At 74.1% G+C, this 16,144-nt stretch carries 15 protein-coding genes; 8 read left to right on the top strand and 7 right to left on the bottom strand.

The annotated features are described in order from the left end of the window. The first annotated feature begins 165 nt into the window (after positions 1–165). Positions 166–540: a VOC family protein gene (locus ACFWFR_RS09835; RefSeq protein WP_377622707.1), complete on the top strand. Its 375-nt coding sequence runs from the start codon at positions 166–168 to the stop codon at positions 538–540. Between the two features lie 19 nt (positions 541–559). Beyond that, the gene (locus tag ACFWFR_RS09830) at positions 560–1,336 is read left to right on the top strand and encodes a uracil-DNA glycosylase (RefSeq protein ID WP_377622705.1); all 777 of its coding nucleotides are present in this window, start codon (positions 560–562) and stop codon (positions 1,334–1,336) included. A gap of 67 nt (positions 1,337–1,403) precedes the next feature. Here the strand turns inward: ACFWFR_RS09830 and ACFWFR_RS09825 are convergent, their stop codons facing one another. From ACFWFR_RS09825 to ACFWFR_RS09815, 3 genes are all read right to left on the bottom strand, one after another. Next, positions 1,404–1,562: a hypothetical protein gene (locus ACFWFR_RS09825; RefSeq protein WP_191803757.1), complete on the bottom strand. Its 159-nt coding sequence runs from the start codon at positions 1,560–1,562 to the stop codon at positions 1,404–1,406. Positions 1,563–1,664: 102 nt separating this feature from the next. Continuing rightward, positions 1,665–4,892, bottom strand: coding sequence for an AAA family ATPase (locus tag ACFWFR_RS09820; RefSeq protein WP_377622703.1), 3,228 nt, complete (start codon positions 4,890–4,892; stop codon positions 1,665–1,667). Further along, a complete protein-coding gene (locus tag ACFWFR_RS09815) occupies positions 4,892–6,178 on the bottom strand; it encodes an exonuclease SbcCD subunit D (RefSeq protein WP_377622701.1) in 1,287 nt (428 codons plus the stop codon). The genes ACFWFR_RS09820 and ACFWFR_RS09815 overlap by 1 nt, the downstream gene beginning before the upstream one ends. A gap of 121 nt (positions 6,179–6,299) precedes the next feature. On the opposite strand from ACFWFR_RS09815, the gene ACFWFR_RS09810 reads away from it, so the two are divergent. Next, a complete protein-coding gene (locus tag ACFWFR_RS09810; protein WP_377615686.1) occupies positions 6,300–6,593 on the top strand; it encodes a hypothetical protein in 294 nt (97 codons plus the stop codon). On the opposite strand, the gene ACFWFR_RS09805 is transcribed toward ACFWFR_RS09810, so the two are convergent. Beyond that, positions 6,590–6,934: an STAS domain-containing protein gene (locus ACFWFR_RS09805; protein ID WP_191803749.1), complete on the bottom strand. Its 345-nt coding sequence runs from the start codon at positions 6,932–6,934 to the stop codon at positions 6,590–6,592. The two genes, ACFWFR_RS09810 and ACFWFR_RS09805, sit on opposite strands and share 4 nt — an antisense overlap. A 119-nt stretch (positions 6,935–7,053) precedes the next feature. Then, on the bottom strand, positions 7,054–7,605 hold the full coding sequence (locus tag ACFWFR_RS09800) for an aminoacyl-tRNA deacylase (protein WP_377622699.1): 552 nt from the start codon (positions 7,603–7,605) through the stop codon (positions 7,054–7,056). Positions 7,606–7,772: 167 nt separating this feature from the next. Between ACFWFR_RS09800 and ACFWFR_RS09795 the strand changes: the two genes are divergently transcribed. Both ACFWFR_RS09795 and ACFWFR_RS09790 read left to right on the top strand, forming a co-directional pair. Beyond that, complete coding sequence (locus ACFWFR_RS09795; RefSeq protein ID WP_191803745.1) at positions 7,773–8,399, top strand: hypothetical protein; 627 nt, start codon at positions 7,773–7,775, stop codon at positions 8,397–8,399. Then, the gene (locus tag ACFWFR_RS09790) at positions 8,396–9,556 is read left to right on the top strand and encodes a PrsW family intramembrane metalloprotease (protein WP_191803743.1); all 1,161 of its coding nucleotides are present in this window, start codon (positions 8,396–8,398) and stop codon (positions 9,554–9,556) included. Before ACFWFR_RS09795 ends, ACFWFR_RS09790 begins: the two co-directional genes overlap by 4 nt. Here the strand turns inward: ACFWFR_RS09790 and ACFWFR_RS09785 are convergent. Together ACFWFR_RS09785 and ACFWFR_RS09780 are read right to left on the bottom strand one after the other, a co-directional pair. After that, on the bottom strand, positions 9,553–11,349 hold the full coding sequence (locus ACFWFR_RS09785; RefSeq protein WP_377622697.1) for an ABC-F family ATP-binding cassette domain-containing protein: 1,797 nt from the start codon (positions 11,347–11,349) through the stop codon (positions 9,553–9,555). The two genes, ACFWFR_RS09790 and ACFWFR_RS09785, sit on opposite strands and share 4 nt — an antisense overlap. A gap of 190 nt (positions 11,350–11,539) precedes the next feature. Continuing rightward, on the bottom strand, positions 11,540–13,432 hold the full coding sequence (locus tag ACFWFR_RS09780) for a D-alanyl-D-alanine carboxypeptidase family protein (protein ID WP_377622695.1): 1,893 nt from the start codon (positions 13,430–13,432) through the stop codon (positions 11,540–11,542). A 207-nt stretch (positions 13,433–13,639) separates the two neighbouring features. Between ACFWFR_RS09780 and ACFWFR_RS09775 the strand changes: the two genes are divergently transcribed. The 3 genes from ACFWFR_RS09775 to ACFWFR_RS09765 form a co-directional block, all read left to right on the top strand. Next, the gene (locus ACFWFR_RS09775) at positions 13,640–14,179 is read left to right on the top strand and encodes a hypothetical protein (protein ID WP_377622693.1); all 540 of its coding nucleotides are present in this window, start codon (positions 13,640–13,642) and stop codon (positions 14,177–14,179) included. 50 nt (positions 14,180–14,229) lie between these two features. Next, on the top strand, positions 14,230–15,429 hold the full coding sequence (locus ACFWFR_RS09770; protein WP_377622691.1) for a hypothetical protein: 1,200 nt from the start codon (positions 14,230–14,232) through the stop codon (positions 15,427–15,429). 155 nt (positions 15,430–15,584) lie between these two features. Continuing rightward, positions 15,585–16,144: DoxX family protein (locus ACFWFR_RS09765; protein ID WP_377622689.1), on the top strand; the 560-nt coding region annotated here is incomplete at its 3' end.

Genomic DNA, 16,144 nt, shown 5'->3' with positions numbered 1-16,144 from the left:
AAAAAGAGACCGGCGTCCGGATTCCTCGGAAGCCGGGCGCCCACCGCAGGGTCGGCACCGAAGGGCGTCCCGGCCAGCGGGTGACCGCTTCTCTTCGTACGGTGAAGGTGTGCCCGTCGTCCCGCGGGCCGCGACCGTCAGCAGAGATCACCAGGAGCGACGACCATGGACTGGAAGCTCGAGCTCGTCCCCGTGCCCGTGTCGGACATCGACCGGGCCAAGGCCTTCTACGTCGACCAGGTCGGTTTCAACCCCGACCACGACATCCCCGTCAACGACGACCTGCGGTTCGTCCAGCTGACCCCGCCGGGTTCGGCGTGCTCGATCGTGCTCGACGTCAACATGACCGACATGCCCTCGGGCGGGCAGCGCGGCCTGCAGATCGTCGTACCCGACGCCGACGAGGCGCGTCAGCACCTGCTCGACCACGGCATCGACGCCCCGCCGGTCGAGGACCTGCCCTGGGGCCGGTTCACGTACTTCTCCGACCCCGACGGCAACACCTGGGCGCTGCAGCAGCTCGTCACGCCCCAGGCATGACGCCGGCCAGGTCCGGCCGGTGAACGCTCCGCGGGGCGCCGCGCCTCGCGAGGCGGGCGGCGCCGTCGGGCCCGACGACGCCACGTACCCCCTCCAGGCCCGTTCCGCGGGGAGCGTCGCGGCACTCGACGAGGTGCTCGTGGGCTGCCGGGCCTGCCCGCGCCTGGTCGCGTGGCGCGAGCGGGTCGCCACCGTGAAGCGGGCCTCGTTCCGCGACGACACCTACTGGGCGCGGCCCGTGCCCGGGTTCGGCGACGACCGTGCGAGGGTGCTCGTCGTCGGGCTGGCTCCGGCCGCGCACGGCGCGAACCGCACGGGACGCATGTTCACGGGCGACCGCTCGGGCGACTTCCTGTTCGCGGCGATGTACCGCACGGGGTTCGCGAACCAGCCGACGTCCGTGCGGGCCGACGACGGCCTCGCCCTGACGGGCATCCGCGTGACGGCCCCCGTGCACTGCGCCCCGCCCGCCAACAAGCCGACCCCGCTCGAACGTCGCACGTGCGCGCCGTACCTGGGGCGCGAGCTCGAGCTCGTCGGGCCGCGGGTCGCGGTGGTGCTGGGCGCTTTCGGGTGGCAGGCGCTCCTCGCGACCCTCGACGACCAGGGGTGGGACGTGCCGCGACCTCGCCCGCGGTTCGGGCACGGGGCGGAGGTGCGGCTCGCGCACCCCGACGGGCGCGACCTGACGCTGCTGGGGTGCTTCCACGTGAGCCAGCAGAACACCTTCACGGGGCGACTGACGCCCGAGATGCTCGACGCGGTGCTGCTGCGGGCGCGGGCGCTCGGCGGCTGATCCCCGCGAGCCCGGGCCGGTGGGTCAGCCGGGTCCCGCCGGCCGGGTCCCGCCGGCCGGGCCCAGTTCACGGCAGGCGCGGGCGCATCTCCTGGGCGCGCACCGAGACCGCGAGGAGACGGCGCTGGGCGCCCTGCGGTCGTTCGCGGCCCGCGACCCGCAGCGTCTCGAGGCGCGCGATGATCTCCATGCGGCGCAGCTCGCGGTCCAGGCGGTGGTCGTCCATGGTGTCCTCCCCTTCCTTGCCGGCGACGCCTTGCGGGGGCCGACCCTAGGAGGGAGCGCCGAGGGGACGGGGTTGTGACAACGCTGCCCCGTCGTCCGGGTGCTACGCCCGCACCGCGAGCGTGCTGGCCCCGTTCGGCAGGCGCCTGACCTCGATGCGCTCGGCGATCGACTGCTTGAGCGCGTCGACGTGGGACACCACGCCGACGACCCGGCCACCCGCGCGGAGCTTGCCCAGCTCGCCGAGCACCGCCTCGAGGGTCTCGGGGTCGAGCGTGCCGAACCCCTCGTCGACGAACAGGGTGCCGAGGTCCACGCCGCCCGCCTCGGCCGTCACGACGTCGGCCATGCCGAGCGCGAGGCACAGCGACACGTAGAACGTCTCGCCGCCCGAGAGCGTCCGCGGGTCGCGTGCCGCCTCGGTGCGGTGGTCGAGGACCTTCATCGCGAGCCCGGTCCGGCGCGTCCGGACGTCCTCCTTCTCGTCGGAGCGTTCGAGCTCGTAGCGCCCGTCGGACATCTCCCGGAGCCGCTCGTTGGCTGCCGCGACGACGTCCTCGAAGCGCCTGACCAGCACGTACGTCGCGAGCGAGAGCGCCTTGGCGTTGTCCGGGCCGGACCCGGCGGCGAGGCTCGCCATGCGGGCCACGGGGGCTGCCGCCTCCCGTTCGCGGACCCACCCCTCCACGGCCGAGGTGATCTCGCTCGCCGCGCGCGCGGCGAGCCGTGCGCGCTGAGCAGCACCGTTGGCGTGGAGGGCGGCTCGCCGTTCGGCGGTCTCCGCCTGCCCGACGACGTCACGCGCCCCCGCGAGGTCGACCTCCACGTCCGCGGGCAGGGTCGCGATCGCCTCCTCGGCGAGCCCCCGGCGGACGCGCTCGGCGTCGGCGTCCGCGGCACGCAGGCGCCGTTCGAGGGCTTCCCGCTCCGCGGGCGGACGGACCGCGGCGATCGCGTGCTGCTCGTCGTCGAACCCGGCCTCGGCGACGACCGTCGCGACCTCGGCCGCGCGGGCGGCCACGGCGTCGGACGTGCGGGCCACGGCGGACTCGGCATCGAGGAGCGCGGTGACCGCGAGGCCACGGTCCCGGAGGGCCGCCTCGATGACCGCGACGGGGTTGGCAGGGGACCCCTCGTCGGCCAGTGCGTCGGGCAGGGCGGCGTCCGCGAGGAGCGGCCCGGTCGCGTCGAGCTCGGCGGCGATCTCCTGGCGGTCCCGCTCGATCCCCGCCCCGAGCGCGTCGAGGCGCGCGGTCTCGCCCGCGATCCGCTCGGCGAGCCCCGCAGCCAGGGCGGTCAGCGCTGCGGTCTCGGTGTCGAAGTCCGTGAGAGCGGTCGCGGCTGCGGCTCGCTCGGCGACCGCGGCGGAGGACTCGGCGACCAGCGCCTTGGCCGCGTCGACCGCCTGGAGGGCGTCGCCGGGCGTCACTCCGCCTGCCGTCCGGAGGAGCCCGTCGAGCCGCTCGGCGAGGGTGGCCACCTCGGCCGAGACCTCGGTCACGGACTGCTCCGCGCCACGACGAGCGGTCTCCGCCGCCTCGACCGCGTCCCGCCCGACGTGCTCGGCTCCGGTGCGGGCCGGAGCGGGGTGCTCCTCGGCGCCGCAGACCGGGCAGGGGCAGCCGGGCTCGAGCTCTGCCGCGAGGTCTCCGGCGATCCCTCCGAGCCAGGCCGTCCGCAGGGCGTGCTCGGTGTCCGCGGCCGTGCGCGCTGCCGCGACCGCGGTGTCCTGCCGCTCGCGCGCGGCGTCGAGGTCAGCGGCCGTCGCGACGGCCTGACGTGCGGCACGCAGCACGGACTCGGCGGCGAGCACCCTCTCCTGGCGCTCGCCGAGCCGACCTGCGGCGTCGGCGAGGGCGTCCCGCCGGGCTTCGAGCAGAGCGCGAGCCGCAGGACGGGCCTCGAGGTCGGCGAGCGTCCGCGTGCGCTCCTCGCGGTCGCGGTCGGTCTCCTTGCGACCGTCGACCAGCTCGCGGTCCCGGCGCGGGAGCGACTCGCCCAGCGGCAACAGCCGCACCAGTCGCGCCTCGGCTGCGGACAGGCTCGACCGCAGCACCTCGAGAGCCGACACGTCGGACACCGCCAACGACTCGGGCACACCGGTCCTCGCGAGGAGCAGGCGCTCCTGGGCAGCGGTGGCCTCGTCCGCTGCCCGGCGCGCTCCGGCGAGCACGGGTTCCACCACCGCGGCGCGACGCGCGGCCGCGAGGGTCTCCCGGTCGAGCGCGACCTGGTCGGCCGCGGCGTCGAGGGCGGCCTGCTCGGCGAGCAGCTCGTCGCGTCGCACCGCTGCGGTGCTCACGGTACGGGCGGCCTCGAAGGCCTCGCGGGCCGCGACGAGCGCGGTGTTGGCCGTGATCTCCTGCGCGCCGAGCTCTGCTGCGGTCCGTTCGAGCACGCCGACGTGCCGGTGGACGAGGGTCCGGACCGAGGCCTCGGGCTCGACGGGTGCGAGCGTCCCTGTGTCCTCCCCGACGGCGAGGTCCGCGACCGCGAACAGGTCGTCGTCCGGGACCGGGGTCTCGTCGACAGGGCCCGCGAGCCGTGCGTCGTCTCGCGCGGCCTCGCGCAGCGCCGCAGCGTCCTCGCTCGAGAGCCCCGCCGCGCCGACGAAGCTCTCGACGGACCCCGCGGCGACCGACCTGGCTGCGGCCACCGCGCTCTGTGCCTCGCGGTTCAGGGCCGCGAGCTCGCTCTGCACCCTGTCGTAGATCTCGGTGCCGAAGACCTTCTGGAGCAGGTCGCGGCGGTGCTCGGGGTCGGCCCGGAGGAAGTTCGCGAACTCTCCCTGCGGGAGCACGATGGTCTGGACGAACTGTCGTCGGTCGAGACCGATGGCCCGTTGGATCTCGAGCCCGGCCTCGTCGAGCCTCGTCGAGAGCAGCTCACCCGGGACGTCGTCCGAGTCGCCCCACGGCGCACCCGGCCCGTGTGCCTCACCCGCCACGAGCCCGGCCTGGTCAGCCCCTGCGAGCCGCCAGAGCCTGACGCCGGCCTGTTGCGTCGTGGTCCCGGTGCCGCGCTTCTTGGGGCGCTGGAACTCGGGGCTGCGCCGCACGCGGTACACGCCCGAGCCGGTCTCGAACACGAGGTCGACGAACGACTCGACCTCGGGCGGCGCATAGGCCGACCGCAGCCGGTCCTCGCTCGCCGCCTCGGACGCGACCTTGCCGTAGAGCGCGAAGACCACGGCGTCGATGATGGTCGACTTGCCTGCGCCGGTGGGTCCCTCGAGCAGAAAGATCCCCGAGGTCGCGAGCTCGGCGAAGTCGATGCGGTGGGTCCCCGCGAAGGGACCGATGGCCTGGAGGGTCAGGGAGTGCAGGTGCATCAGGCGCTCCGCTCGCTCGCGAGGGCCCGCTCGAGCGCCGTGCGCAGCGCTGCTGCCTCGCTCGTCCTCGGTCCCGATCCGGTGACGTGCTGGACGAACTCGTGGGTCACCTCGAGCGGGTCACGCCCCGAGCCGACGACCGAGACCACCTCGCGCTCGGTACCCCGAGCCGGGCGGTGCTGGACCTGGAGCGCGTGCGGGAAGCGCGCACGGATGCGCGCGTACATCTCGGTGGGCCGAGAGTCGTCCGTCACGAACACCCGCAGCCAGTCGTCGGTGTGTGCGTCACCGGCCTCCCCGAGCAGCTCGTCGAGCGTCCCGCTGACCTCGGCGAGACGTCGCGGCACCGGGGCGGGGACAAGCTCCGTCCGAGCCTCGCCGCTCGCGTCGAGGTCCAGCAGGACCGTCGACTTCTTCTGGTGCATCTCCGAGAACGAGTACGCGAGCGGCGACCCCGAGTACCGGGCCACGGTCCCGCCCGCACCGCCCTGGCCTGTGGTTCCACGTGAAACATCGATCGGCACGGTGACCTTCTGGGGGCCGTGCAGGTGGCCCAGGGCCACGTAGTCGACCCCGACCCCGCCGAACACTCCGGCCGGCACCGAGTCCACGCCACCGACACGGATGTCCCGCTCCGACTCCGAGGCCTGGCCGCCGACCACGAACGCGTGCGCCATGACCACGTTCCGCAACCGGTCGCCGGGGGCACTCTCACGGCGGGCCGCCACATCGGCACCGATCCGCCGCATGGCCGCGGCGGTCACGGCCTCGTGCGAACGTGGCAGCGGTCGCCGCTCGGCGGCCGGTCCGGGCGCCTCGCTCGCGTCGGGCGCGTCCTCGCAGCACCCGTCCGCGAGCTCCCACCGCACGCCGTCAGGGTCGAGGTAGGGCACCGCGTAGACCGCGACCTGCCCACCCGAACCACCGCGCGAGGCGGGGTCCAGGATCACCGGCGCGCCGACGTCGGGCACACGGGTCCGGAAGTGGACCCCCGGACGCATGAGCGACGCCCCGAAACCCAACCGGATCGCCGAGTCGTGGTTCCCGGGCGTCAGCACGACGTCCGCGTGCTCCGCGAGCCGCGCGACCGTGTCCGACAGAAGGTTCACGGCGTCGACAGGCGGGATCGCCCGGTCGTACACGTCCCCCGCGACGAGGACCGCCCCCACGCCCTCCGCACGCACCACCTCGACCAGGTGGTCCAGGTACGCCGCCTGGTGGCCCAGCAGGTCGACCCCGTGGAGCGTCCGGCCGAGGTGCCAGTCCGAGGTGTGCAGGATGCGCATGACCCGAACGGTAGCCCGAGCCACCCACAGCACCGCGGGCGCCGAGGCGTGACACGCCCTCCGGCGGGCCGACCCACCGCGCTACGCTCCTCGTTCACACCGATCAGCACCGGAGGCCGTCGTGGACCGCAGGACCCTGGACGTCGCCGTCCCCGTCACGTTCGGTCTGCTCGTGGCCTCCTCGGCCATGTGGTTCAGCGCCGCCCAGCTCCCGATCATGATGGTCGGCGGGGTGCTGGTGGGGCTGTACTTCTCGGCGTTCCGGCAGAAGCTGCCGCAGGAGCTCCCCGCCCCCGACGGGACGCAGCAGGTCGAGGCGCCGGTCCGCCACAGGATCGAGCCCGAACGGCCGACCGACGCTGCCGCCCCGTGGGGCACCCCGCCTGCGATCGAGGACCGTCGAGACGACGTCTAGGACCCTGCGGAGGCCGTCCTCACGATGGGGATGGTGCCCGCCATGCCGATCATCTCGAGCAGGTCCTCGAGCGTGCTCGTCGGGTCCTGCAGGACCACGGGGCGTCCGTCCTCGGAACCCAGCATGTAGACCTGCAGGATGAAGGCGATGCCCGAGGAGTCGATGAAGGTCACCTGGCCGACGTCGATCGTCACGGGACCTGGATGCGTGATGACCTGCGCCATCGCGTCGCTCGCACGGTCCCGCAGGGCTGCGTCGATCTCTCCCCACAGCGTGATAAGGGAGCCCTCCGGGGTCGCCTCGTAGGTGATGCCTGCGTCCAAGGTGCTGGGGATGGTCATGCTTTCTCGTGCTCCGTCAGTCGGTGAGGCTGGTCCTCGCGGACCGTCCTCCTGGTCAACGATCGGGCAATGAACGGTGTTCCCGGGGTCGGGGCCCGTGATGGTCAAACCCTGTGAGGCTAGACCGGCTCGGTCACGTCCGCGACCTGCGCGCCCAGGACGGCCGCGAGGCGTGCCCCGTCGACGGTCGCCGCGACGCCGAACGCGCCCCCGCCGATCGAGACGAGCGGCGCAGCGCCGCCCGGTTCGCCGAGGAGGTCCGCCACCGTCTCGTCCTGCCCGACGGCGCTCTCCGCCGCGGTGGAGCCCGCGTCCCGGAAGACGACGCGCGTGTCCGCGACGACCGGCCACGCGGTCGTGGAACCGAACGGCGTGATGGTGCCGCGCTCGTACCCGGTGACCTCGCGGGCGACGTCCTTGTCCGGCATGGACAGCCGCGAGACGCCCAGGAGGGCCCTGAGCTTGGGCCACGAGATGGTCCGGTCTCCGGGCACCAGGACGAACAGGTAGTCGTCGTCACCACGACGGACCACGAGCGTCTTGACGATGTTCGCCGGGTCGATCCCCCGTGCCGCAGCAGCCTCCTCGAGAGAGCCCACCGGGCCGTGCCGGGTGATGGTGAAGTCGATCCCGGACGCCTCGAGTGCGGCGCGTGCTCGCTCTTCGCTCATTCCCCAGACCCTAGGCCCCGCCGCCGACACCCACCGCACGAGGAAGCGGCCCGCACAGTTCGTCCACGCCACCTCCCCCCGTCGTCCGCGGCGGCCAGCGGTCGCGGTCCCGGTCGGCCGGTGCTTGCATCGGAGGCACGTCCCGCCGGCCCGACCCGAGGAGCACGATGCACCCCGAACCTCCCCCGCTCCTGCGGCCCGAGCGTCGGGGACGCTTCGGGATGGATCGCGTCGGGTCGGTCGCGACGACCCTCGTGCTGCTGGCCATGGTCGCCCTGTGGCTCGTCCCCACCGCGGTCGACGAGGGCACCCCGGCCACCGAGACCGAGATCCCCGCGGGGAGGATCGTGACGGTGTCCGACGGCGCCTCGACCGCGACGATCCGGTTCCCCGCAGGATGGTCCACGACGGCCGACATCAGCCCGTCGGGCGACGCGAGCGGGTCCACGTTCGACGGCGCGAGCCTGACCGTCGACCGTGCCGGGGTCGGCGTCGAGATCGAGGTGGTCTCGGGCGTCGAGAACGCCAACGTCTTCTTCACGCGACGCGCCCGGCTCGCCGAGCTCTCGACGGGCACGAGCCTGTACGACGCGCGGATCGTCTCCGAGGGCGACCCGGCCGAGGTCTCGGGCGTCCTCCGGTCGGACGGCCCGGCGGCCGCGTCGCTCACGGTCAAGGTCACGCGGCAGCAGGCCCAGGGAGGCGTCTCGATCCTCGCGTACGGGACGTCGTCGGACCTGCAGGCTCAGGCCGAGGCCGTGGCGGCGCTCGTGAAGGCGGTGACGATCTCGTGACCGACCAGCTCCGCAACGTCCCCGTGGTCCTGCCCACGGGCGCTCCCGCACGACGCCGACGCGGTCTGTTCCCCCACTACCAGTGGGCGACCTGGCTCTACTGGGTGTGCCTGGTCGTGACCGGGTTCTCGATGCTCCGCGCGGCCCGCCAGGACGCGCTGCTCACCCCGGAGGGCCTGGGGATCGGGGTGCTGCTCGCCGGGCTCGTCACGCTCCTGCTCACGGCGATCGTCCGGCGGCTCGACCTGTTCGAGGACGAGCCGGGTCCCCTGCTGCTCGCGGCCTACGCGTGGGGCTTCGTCGCCGCTCCGACGATCGTCGTGGTCGCGAACGACCACCTGATCTCGGCGCTCGAGCGCGTCGGCCTGGCCTCCTGGTCGGCGGCCCTCGCAGGGCCGACCGACGAGGAGCTCATCAAGGTCCTCGGCGTGGTCCTGGTCCTCTACGCGGGGCGCGCGCACGTGACCCGGCCGCTCAACGGGCTGGTCTACGGCGCGATGGTCGGCCTGGGCTTCGAGGTCAGCGAGAACATCAGCTACATCGTGCAGGGTGCGATCACGGACCCGAGCTCCGACGCGGTGGGGGCTCTCCAGGTCGGGCTGAGCAGGGTCCTGATCGGGTTCGGCGCGCACGTGATGTTCAGCGCGATCGCCGGGTTCGGCGTGGCCTACGCGCTCACCGCGTTCCGCATCTCCGTGGCCCGGCGCGTCGCGGTGGCTCTCGGGGCCTACCTGCTCGCCTGGGCCCTGCACTTCGCGTGGAACGCCCCCGAGATCTTCTTCCCGTCGTCCGAGGCGGGCGCCTTCGCGTCGGTCTTCCTCAAGTACGTGGTCCTGATCCTCGCGTTCGTCCTCGTCTTCCGATACGCCCGGAGCATCGACCACCGCTGGTTCGAGGCGGTCCTCGCGGACCAGCCCGACGACGTCGTGACGCCGGGCGAGAGGGAGGCGCTGCGGTCCGTCCACGCCCGGCGGGCGGCGCGCAGGGCGGCGCGGCACGCGGGCGGCGCGGCCGAGAGCCGCCGCCTGGCCGACCTGCAGGAGGCCCAGCTCCGGCTCGCGACCCTGCTGGGCATCTACCCCGACGGGTCGCCGCCCGTCGAGGTCCAGAAGCAGGTCGTCCACGAGATCCGTTCCCAGCTGATCGTGCCCGTCTAGCCGAGGTGCACGACGTCGCCCTTCCAGGTCCGCCGCAGCCACCGGTCGTGCGACGCGACGACCACGGCCCCCGGCCACGTCTCGACCGCGGCCATGAGCTCCTCGGCGAGCGCGAGCGAGATGTGGTTGGTCGGCTCGTCGAGCAGCAGGACGTCGGGAGCCTGGGTCACGAGCATCGCGAGGACCACGCGCCGCCGCTGGCCCACGCTCAGCTCCGCGAGCGGCCGGTCCAGGTCGCGCGGTGCGACGAGGCCGTGCGCGTTCACGAGCGGACGGTCCGCGGGGTCCTGCCCCGTGATGAGGGCGAGCAGGTCGCGCGGGGTGCGGTCGTCGTCGTGCAGGCGGACGTCCTGCTCCAGCAGGGCGACCTCGACGCCTCGCGCGCGCCCCACGGAGCCGGACGTCGGCACGATGTCCCCCGCCAGCACGTGGAGCAGCGTCGACTTGCCCGAGCCGTTGGCCCCGGTCACGAGGAGCTTGGCGCCGGGCGCGACGTCGATCGACGGGACCCCCGCAGCCCGCAGGTCGAGCCGAGGGCGTCCGGGCGTCGCGGCACCGGGCTCGGTCGCCCCGCCCTGCACGACGACGTCACGCGCCCAGAGCGCCAGGCCGTCGGTGCCGTTCGACGCCCCCTGGGAACCGCGCCGACCGCCCGACCGCCCGGGGGACGAGCTCGTCGCCCGCTCACGCACGAGGTGCGGCGGGGAGAACCGCAACGGCTCCGGGGGCTTGCGGACCTGCTCGGCCAGGAGCGTGTCGAGACGCTGCTGGGCGTTGCGCACGCGCCGCGAGACCTGCGACTGCACGCGCTCGCCCTTGGCGTCGTAGAGCAGCTTGGACTGGTTGCCGCGCTCGCGGTCGTGCGAGACGTTGCGGGCCGTGGTCGCGACCGACCGTCGCAGCGCCTTGAGCTCGTCCTGCTCGGCCGCGAACTGCTGCTCCCAGCGCGCGCGCTCGACGCGCTTGGCCCGCAGGTAGTCGCGATAGCTCCCCGCGTACAGCGTGCCGCCCGTGCGCCCCGCGGAGCTGGCCTCCTGCGAGGGGTCGAGGTCGAGGATCTCGGTGCAGACCTCGTCGAGGAACACCCGGTCGTGGCTCGCGAGGAGCACGGCTCCGGGCAGCGCGCGCAGCGCCGTCGCGAGGAACTCGGCGGCCTCGTCGTCCAGGTGGTTGGTCGGCTCGTCGAGCAGGAGCGCGCCGGGCTGACGGATGAGGAGCGCCGCGAGGCCGAGGCGCGTGCGCTGGCCGCCCGAGAGCCGTGCCACGAGGCGGCCGCGGTGGATCACGTCGAGCCCCAGACCTGCGAGGGCGCGGGAGGCGCGGGCGTCGGCCCCCCACACGTCCGACTGCTCGGCGCGCGCGAGGGCCAGGTCGTAGGCCGCGGTGAGGGCGTCGACCTCGGTGGACCCTTCGTCCGGGCCGGGCCGGGTCGTGCCCCTGCCGGGTTCTGACGACGAGGCGAGGGCCGCGCCCGCGTCCTCGAGCGCGCGCTCGATCTCCCGGACTCCCGCGAGGGCGTCCTCGACGACCTGACCGACGGTCGTCGTCGGGCCGTAGGGAAGCTCCTGGTGCAGGTAGCCGAGGTCTGCCGGGCGCGTCACGGACCCGGAGTCGGGGTCCTCGATCCCTGCGAGGAGCCGCAGGAGCGTCGACTTGCCGACGCCGTTCTCGCCGACCAGACCGGTCCGGTGACCGGGGTCGACGGCGAGGCTCACCCCCGCCAGGACCGTGCGGTCGCCGTAGGACTTGGTGAGGTCCGTCGCGGTGAGGAGGGACGGAGAGGCATGGGGCATGGGGTCACCTGACTGGAAGGGCGCCACGGCGGCACAGGAGGCTGCCTGCCGACGTCGAGCGCGCCGGGACGCGACGAGGTCGTCACGTCGCGGGGCGACGTCGGGGCGCGAGAGGAAGGGGGTCTCGCGGGCAGGCTCAGATCCACATGGGCCCCACCCTACGCGGCCGCCTCGGCGCCCCGCGACCGCATCACGGGGTCGCCGAGGGCTCCTGGGTCACGAAGGCCGTGGACGTCGGGTCCGAGGTCGGTGTCGGCGCCAGGGTGGGCGTCGGGTCCGGCGTCTCGACCGGAGGGGTCGTCGTCGGCGGGTCCGTCGGGGTCGGCGGGGTGGTCGTCGGCGGGTCCGTCGGGTCCGGCGTCTCGACCGGAGGGGTCGTCGTCGGCGGGTTCGTCGGGGTCGGCGGGTCCGTCGGAGCGGGCGTCGTGGGCGTCGGGTTCGGCGTGGGGGCCGGGCTCGGCGGCGTCGTGGGAGGAGTGGTGGGCGGGGTCGTCGGCGTCACGGGAGGAGCCGACGGGGTCGCGGGGACACCCCCGGTGTAGCGGTCCGGCATGGCGCCGGCCGCGTAGAACTCGAAGTGCCAGGGCTCGGGCTTGCGGCCGTCGAGCCGCGCCCACGACGGGTTGTCCCACCCGTAGTCCGGTGCGTGCAGCCGCATCCACAGGTACTCCGCGCTGCGGCCCGTCGAGACAGGCTGCCCGACGTCGATCGCGAGACCCCAGCCGTGCTGCGAGGTGCCCGGGACGGCGGCGAGGTACGGCTTGGCTGCCTTGACCGCGACCTGCGCGTCGTAGCTGCGGTACGAGTCGGTGATGCGGAGCGGCTTGCCGAACTCCTTCTGGTACTCGACCGCGAGCGCGTTGAGCTGCTCGGCGGCGTCGCAGCGCAGGCTGTGCCCGGGGGCGAAGTCGAGGTCGCAGAGCACCGAGCCGGGCAGGAGCCCGTTGCCGTACTGCGCGGTGCTGTCGGCGTACTTGGCGACCACGGCCGCGAGCTGGTCGGCGAGCGTGCCGCCGGCGGGGACCGCCATGCCCGCGGCCGGCAGGACGTCGCCGGGCGCCAGCGCGTAGGACGGACCCATGAGCTCTGCGAGCCGCGTCGCGGCGACGACGACGTCGTCGAGCGTGACCAGGTCGTCGTGGTCGGGCGCGTCCTCGTCGGTCGGGTCGCCGGTCAGGTCACCGGGGAGCGGCGCTCCGTCCTCGACCGTCCCGTCAGGAGCGACGACTCCGTCAGGAGCCACCGTCCCGTCGGGAGCCACCACGCCCGACGGCACGTCCGCGCCCTCGGGCGCCACCGGGGCCGTGGGCTCGGGCGAGACGGGAGCCGGGTCGGTCGCCAGGGCGTCCGCCGCACCCGCCGGCACGTAGCCCGCGGGCACGCCGGAGGACACGGTGCTCGCCGCCGCGCTAGCGTCCACGACATCGGAGGGGACCCCCGTGGGGGCGGGCCCTTCGATCACGCCGGAGGTCCCGGGAGCCGCAGGCTCGACGGGGACGACCGGTGCCTGCGGGGACAAGGGAGCGGGCGCGGGCGGGGTGGCCAGGCCGTCCAGGAAGAAGCTCCCGGCCCCGCTCGTCGTCCCGCCGCTCGTCCCTGGAGCGGCCCCACCGGCAGCTGCCTGCTGCGCCTGGTAGGTGGCCAGCAGCATGCCGAGCTCCGAGCGAGCCTGGAGCACGCCGTCCGGGACCTGCGCCTCGGTCGCGATGTACTCGTCCGAGCGGTCGACCGCGGCCGCCACCCGTTCGAGCTGGACGTCCTCGCGCGGCGGCTCGTAGGCCGCGGGGAGCACGCCGAACGCAGCACCCGCGGCCGGTGTCTCCGGCGCGGCGTACTGGACCGACCAGGACTCTCGGTGCGTGATGGACGACCCCACGAACCCGACCGTCATGACCGACCCGAGCACGAGCGTGGTCGACAGGATCCACGGGACGGCACGGGACGGGTGGCGCGGGCGAGCGCTCGCGGCGAGGCACGGGGGTGTCGGGGCAGACGGTGGAGGAGCCGCGGCGGCGGCCACCGCCGCAGGCGCGGCGGGGACGGACGAGCCGGCGACCTGGCCTGCCTCGTCGTGCGGGCTCACTGCTGCTCCCGCAGGGCGGCGTGAACGCACACGGTGCGTCGGCAAGGTCACCACGAGACTCCAATTGTCCGGTCTTGCGTCTTTCGACGTAGCGAGGCTATCGCGAGAAAGGCCAAACTCAAGCCTGGACGACGAACGGCGTGTACGCCACCCCTCCTGGATGAACACTGAGGGTGACTTCTCAGGTTGCCCGAGCACAATGGGCGCATGGACACCTCGACCCCGCTCCAGGCGACCCCCTCGCAGCGCTCCCGACGCACCCGCCGGAGTGCCGCCGTCGGGCTGGCGCTCGTCCTGTCCACGTCCGTGCTCGGAGCCTGCGGCGACGACGGGAGCATCACCCTCCCCGAGTTCACCATCACGAGCGACCAGCTCGACCAGCTCCTGAACGACGCCAAGGCCCAGGCCGAGACCATCGGGGCCGACGTGCAGTCGCTCGTCGACGGGCTCGGCGCGCTCCCCGAGGACAAGCGCGCGCAGGTCGAGGAAGCCGTGACCTCGGCACGGACCGCGTCGCAGGACCTCCAGGCCGCGATCGACGAGGCCGCGACCGCGAGCGAGGACGCCAAGGCGCAGGCCGAGCAGCGGGTCGCCGAGGCGCGCACCCGGCTCGACGAGGCCTCGGCCCGGCTCCAGTCCGCGTCCGACGCCGTCGAGTCCGCCGACCAGGCCGTGAGCTCGAAGCTCGACGAGCTCCGCACGGAGGTCGACAAGCTCTCGGCCGACGTCGAGGACGCCACGTCCTGACGGCCGTGTCGCACCCGCCCGGGCGAGGAGCAGTCGGGGCAGACTGAGGCATGCCGTCCGCCGCTCCTGAGCCCGCGCTCGACCGCACACTTGTCCCCGATCTCGACGAGACCCTCGCGCTCGCCGGCGTCGCCCTGGGCGCCGCGCTCGCCGAGCCCGAGACCCTCGGCGGGTCGACGAGGTCCCTCGTCGTCCGGGCCCGCGTCGTCGCGGGGCTCACGACCGACCGCCTCGACACGACCCGCGCCGCCGCGCACGCCCCGGGCAGCACGGTCGTGGTCAAACGCTTCCTGGGCGGTCCCGGCGCGCACGGCCTGCCGTTCGAGCACGAGGTCGCGGGTCTCCTGACGCTCGACCGCACGCCCGTGCTCCTGGCCGTGGACGAGGCGCACCGCCTCCTCGTCATGAGCGACGTCGGCGACGGGCCCACGCTCGCCGACCTGCTGCTCGGCACCGACCGCGACGCGGCCTGGCAGGGGGCGCTCTCGTGGGCGACCGCCCTCGGCGAGCTCGCAGGGGCCTCCGGGCAGCACGTCGCGCGGTTCTCGTCCGAGCTCGCGGCGCGCGGCGTCGTGCGCGGGTGGGACCTCGACGCGGACGCCCGCGCGGGGGTGCACCGGCTCGTCGGGGCCCTGCCGACGCCCACGGACCTCGCACGCGACCCGCTCGACGCGACCCTCGCGTTCCTGCACGACGACCTCGAGGCCCTTGCGAGCCTGCGCTCACCCGGGAGCGCCGCCGTCGTCTCCCCCGGGGACACGTGCCCCGACAACGCCGTCCTCACGCCCGCCGGCTGGGTCTTCCTCGACCTCGAGGACACGACGGCCCACCACCCCGCTCTCGACGCCGCCTACACGCTCATGCCGTTCTCGACGTGCTGGTGCGTGTTCGACCCGCCGCCCGGACTGACCGACGAGCTCCTCGCCGCGTTCACCACGGGGCTCGGACGGCACCTGCCCGACGCGGTCGTCGAGCCCGCCTGGAACCGTGACGTCCTGGTCGCGTGCGCAGGCTGGATCCTCGCCATGACGGGCTGGCTGCTCGAAGGAGCGATCGAGGGCAGGCCGCGCGTCGGGCCGGAGGGCCGCTCGCCGTCGTACCGCCAGCTCGTGCTGTCCCGGTGGCGCTGGGGCGCCGAGCACCTGCGGGACGTCACCCCGGGCATCGCGGCCCTCCTGTCCGACGGCGTCGCGTGGGCCGAGCGCGAGTGGGGCCCCTCGCCGTCGGGCGGGTATCCCGCGTTCGCCTGACCGTGCCGCAGTCCTCCCCGACGGGCCGCCACGACGGGACCTAGGTCCCCCGAGATCCTCGACCTTCGCCCCAGGTCACGCGCCTCGCGCTCCGGTGGAATGGAGTCAACGAACCGGAAGGGGATCCGGTCCTGGAGACGAGGAAGACAGACGACATGAGTGCAACGATCGAACGCCCGACCAGCTCGGCCCGCTCGGCCCGAGCAGTACGTGCCGTCCCTCACGAGGTCACCGGGGCGACCACGACCGCGAGCCTCGCGGTCCGCGGCACCCTCCCGACCCAGATCGTCCTGGGGATCTTCCGGATCGTCATGGGCTTCTACTTCGTGTGGGCCTTCCTCGACAAGACCTTCGGCCTCGGGTTCTCGACCCCCTCGGAGCGCGCCTGGATCAACGGCGGCAGCCCCACGGCCGGCTTCCTCGGAGGCGTCGAAGGACCGTTCGCGAGCTTCTTCAACGGGATGGCCGGCGCGGCCTGGGCCGACTGGCTCTTCATGGCGGGCCTCCTCGGGATCGGGCTCGCCCTGATGCTCGGGATCGGGATGCGGATCGCCGCGATCGCCGGGACCGTCCTCCTCGGCTTCATGTACCTGGCGTCGCTGCCCCTGACCACCAACCCCATCATCGACAGCCACGTCGTCGAGGCCCTCGCGATCATCTCGCTGGCCATGATCGGCGCCGGCGACACCCTCGGCCTCGGCCGACAGTGGAAGAG

The organism is Oerskovia sp. NPDC060287 (assembly GCF_042726775.1).
Classification (GTDB): domain Bacteria; phylum Actinomycetota; class Actinomycetes; order Actinomycetales; family Cellulomonadaceae; genus Oerskovia; species Oerskovia merdavium.
The sequence above is the reverse complement of the archived record's forward strand: the minus strand, read 5'-3'. Positions and strand labels throughout refer to the sequence as shown.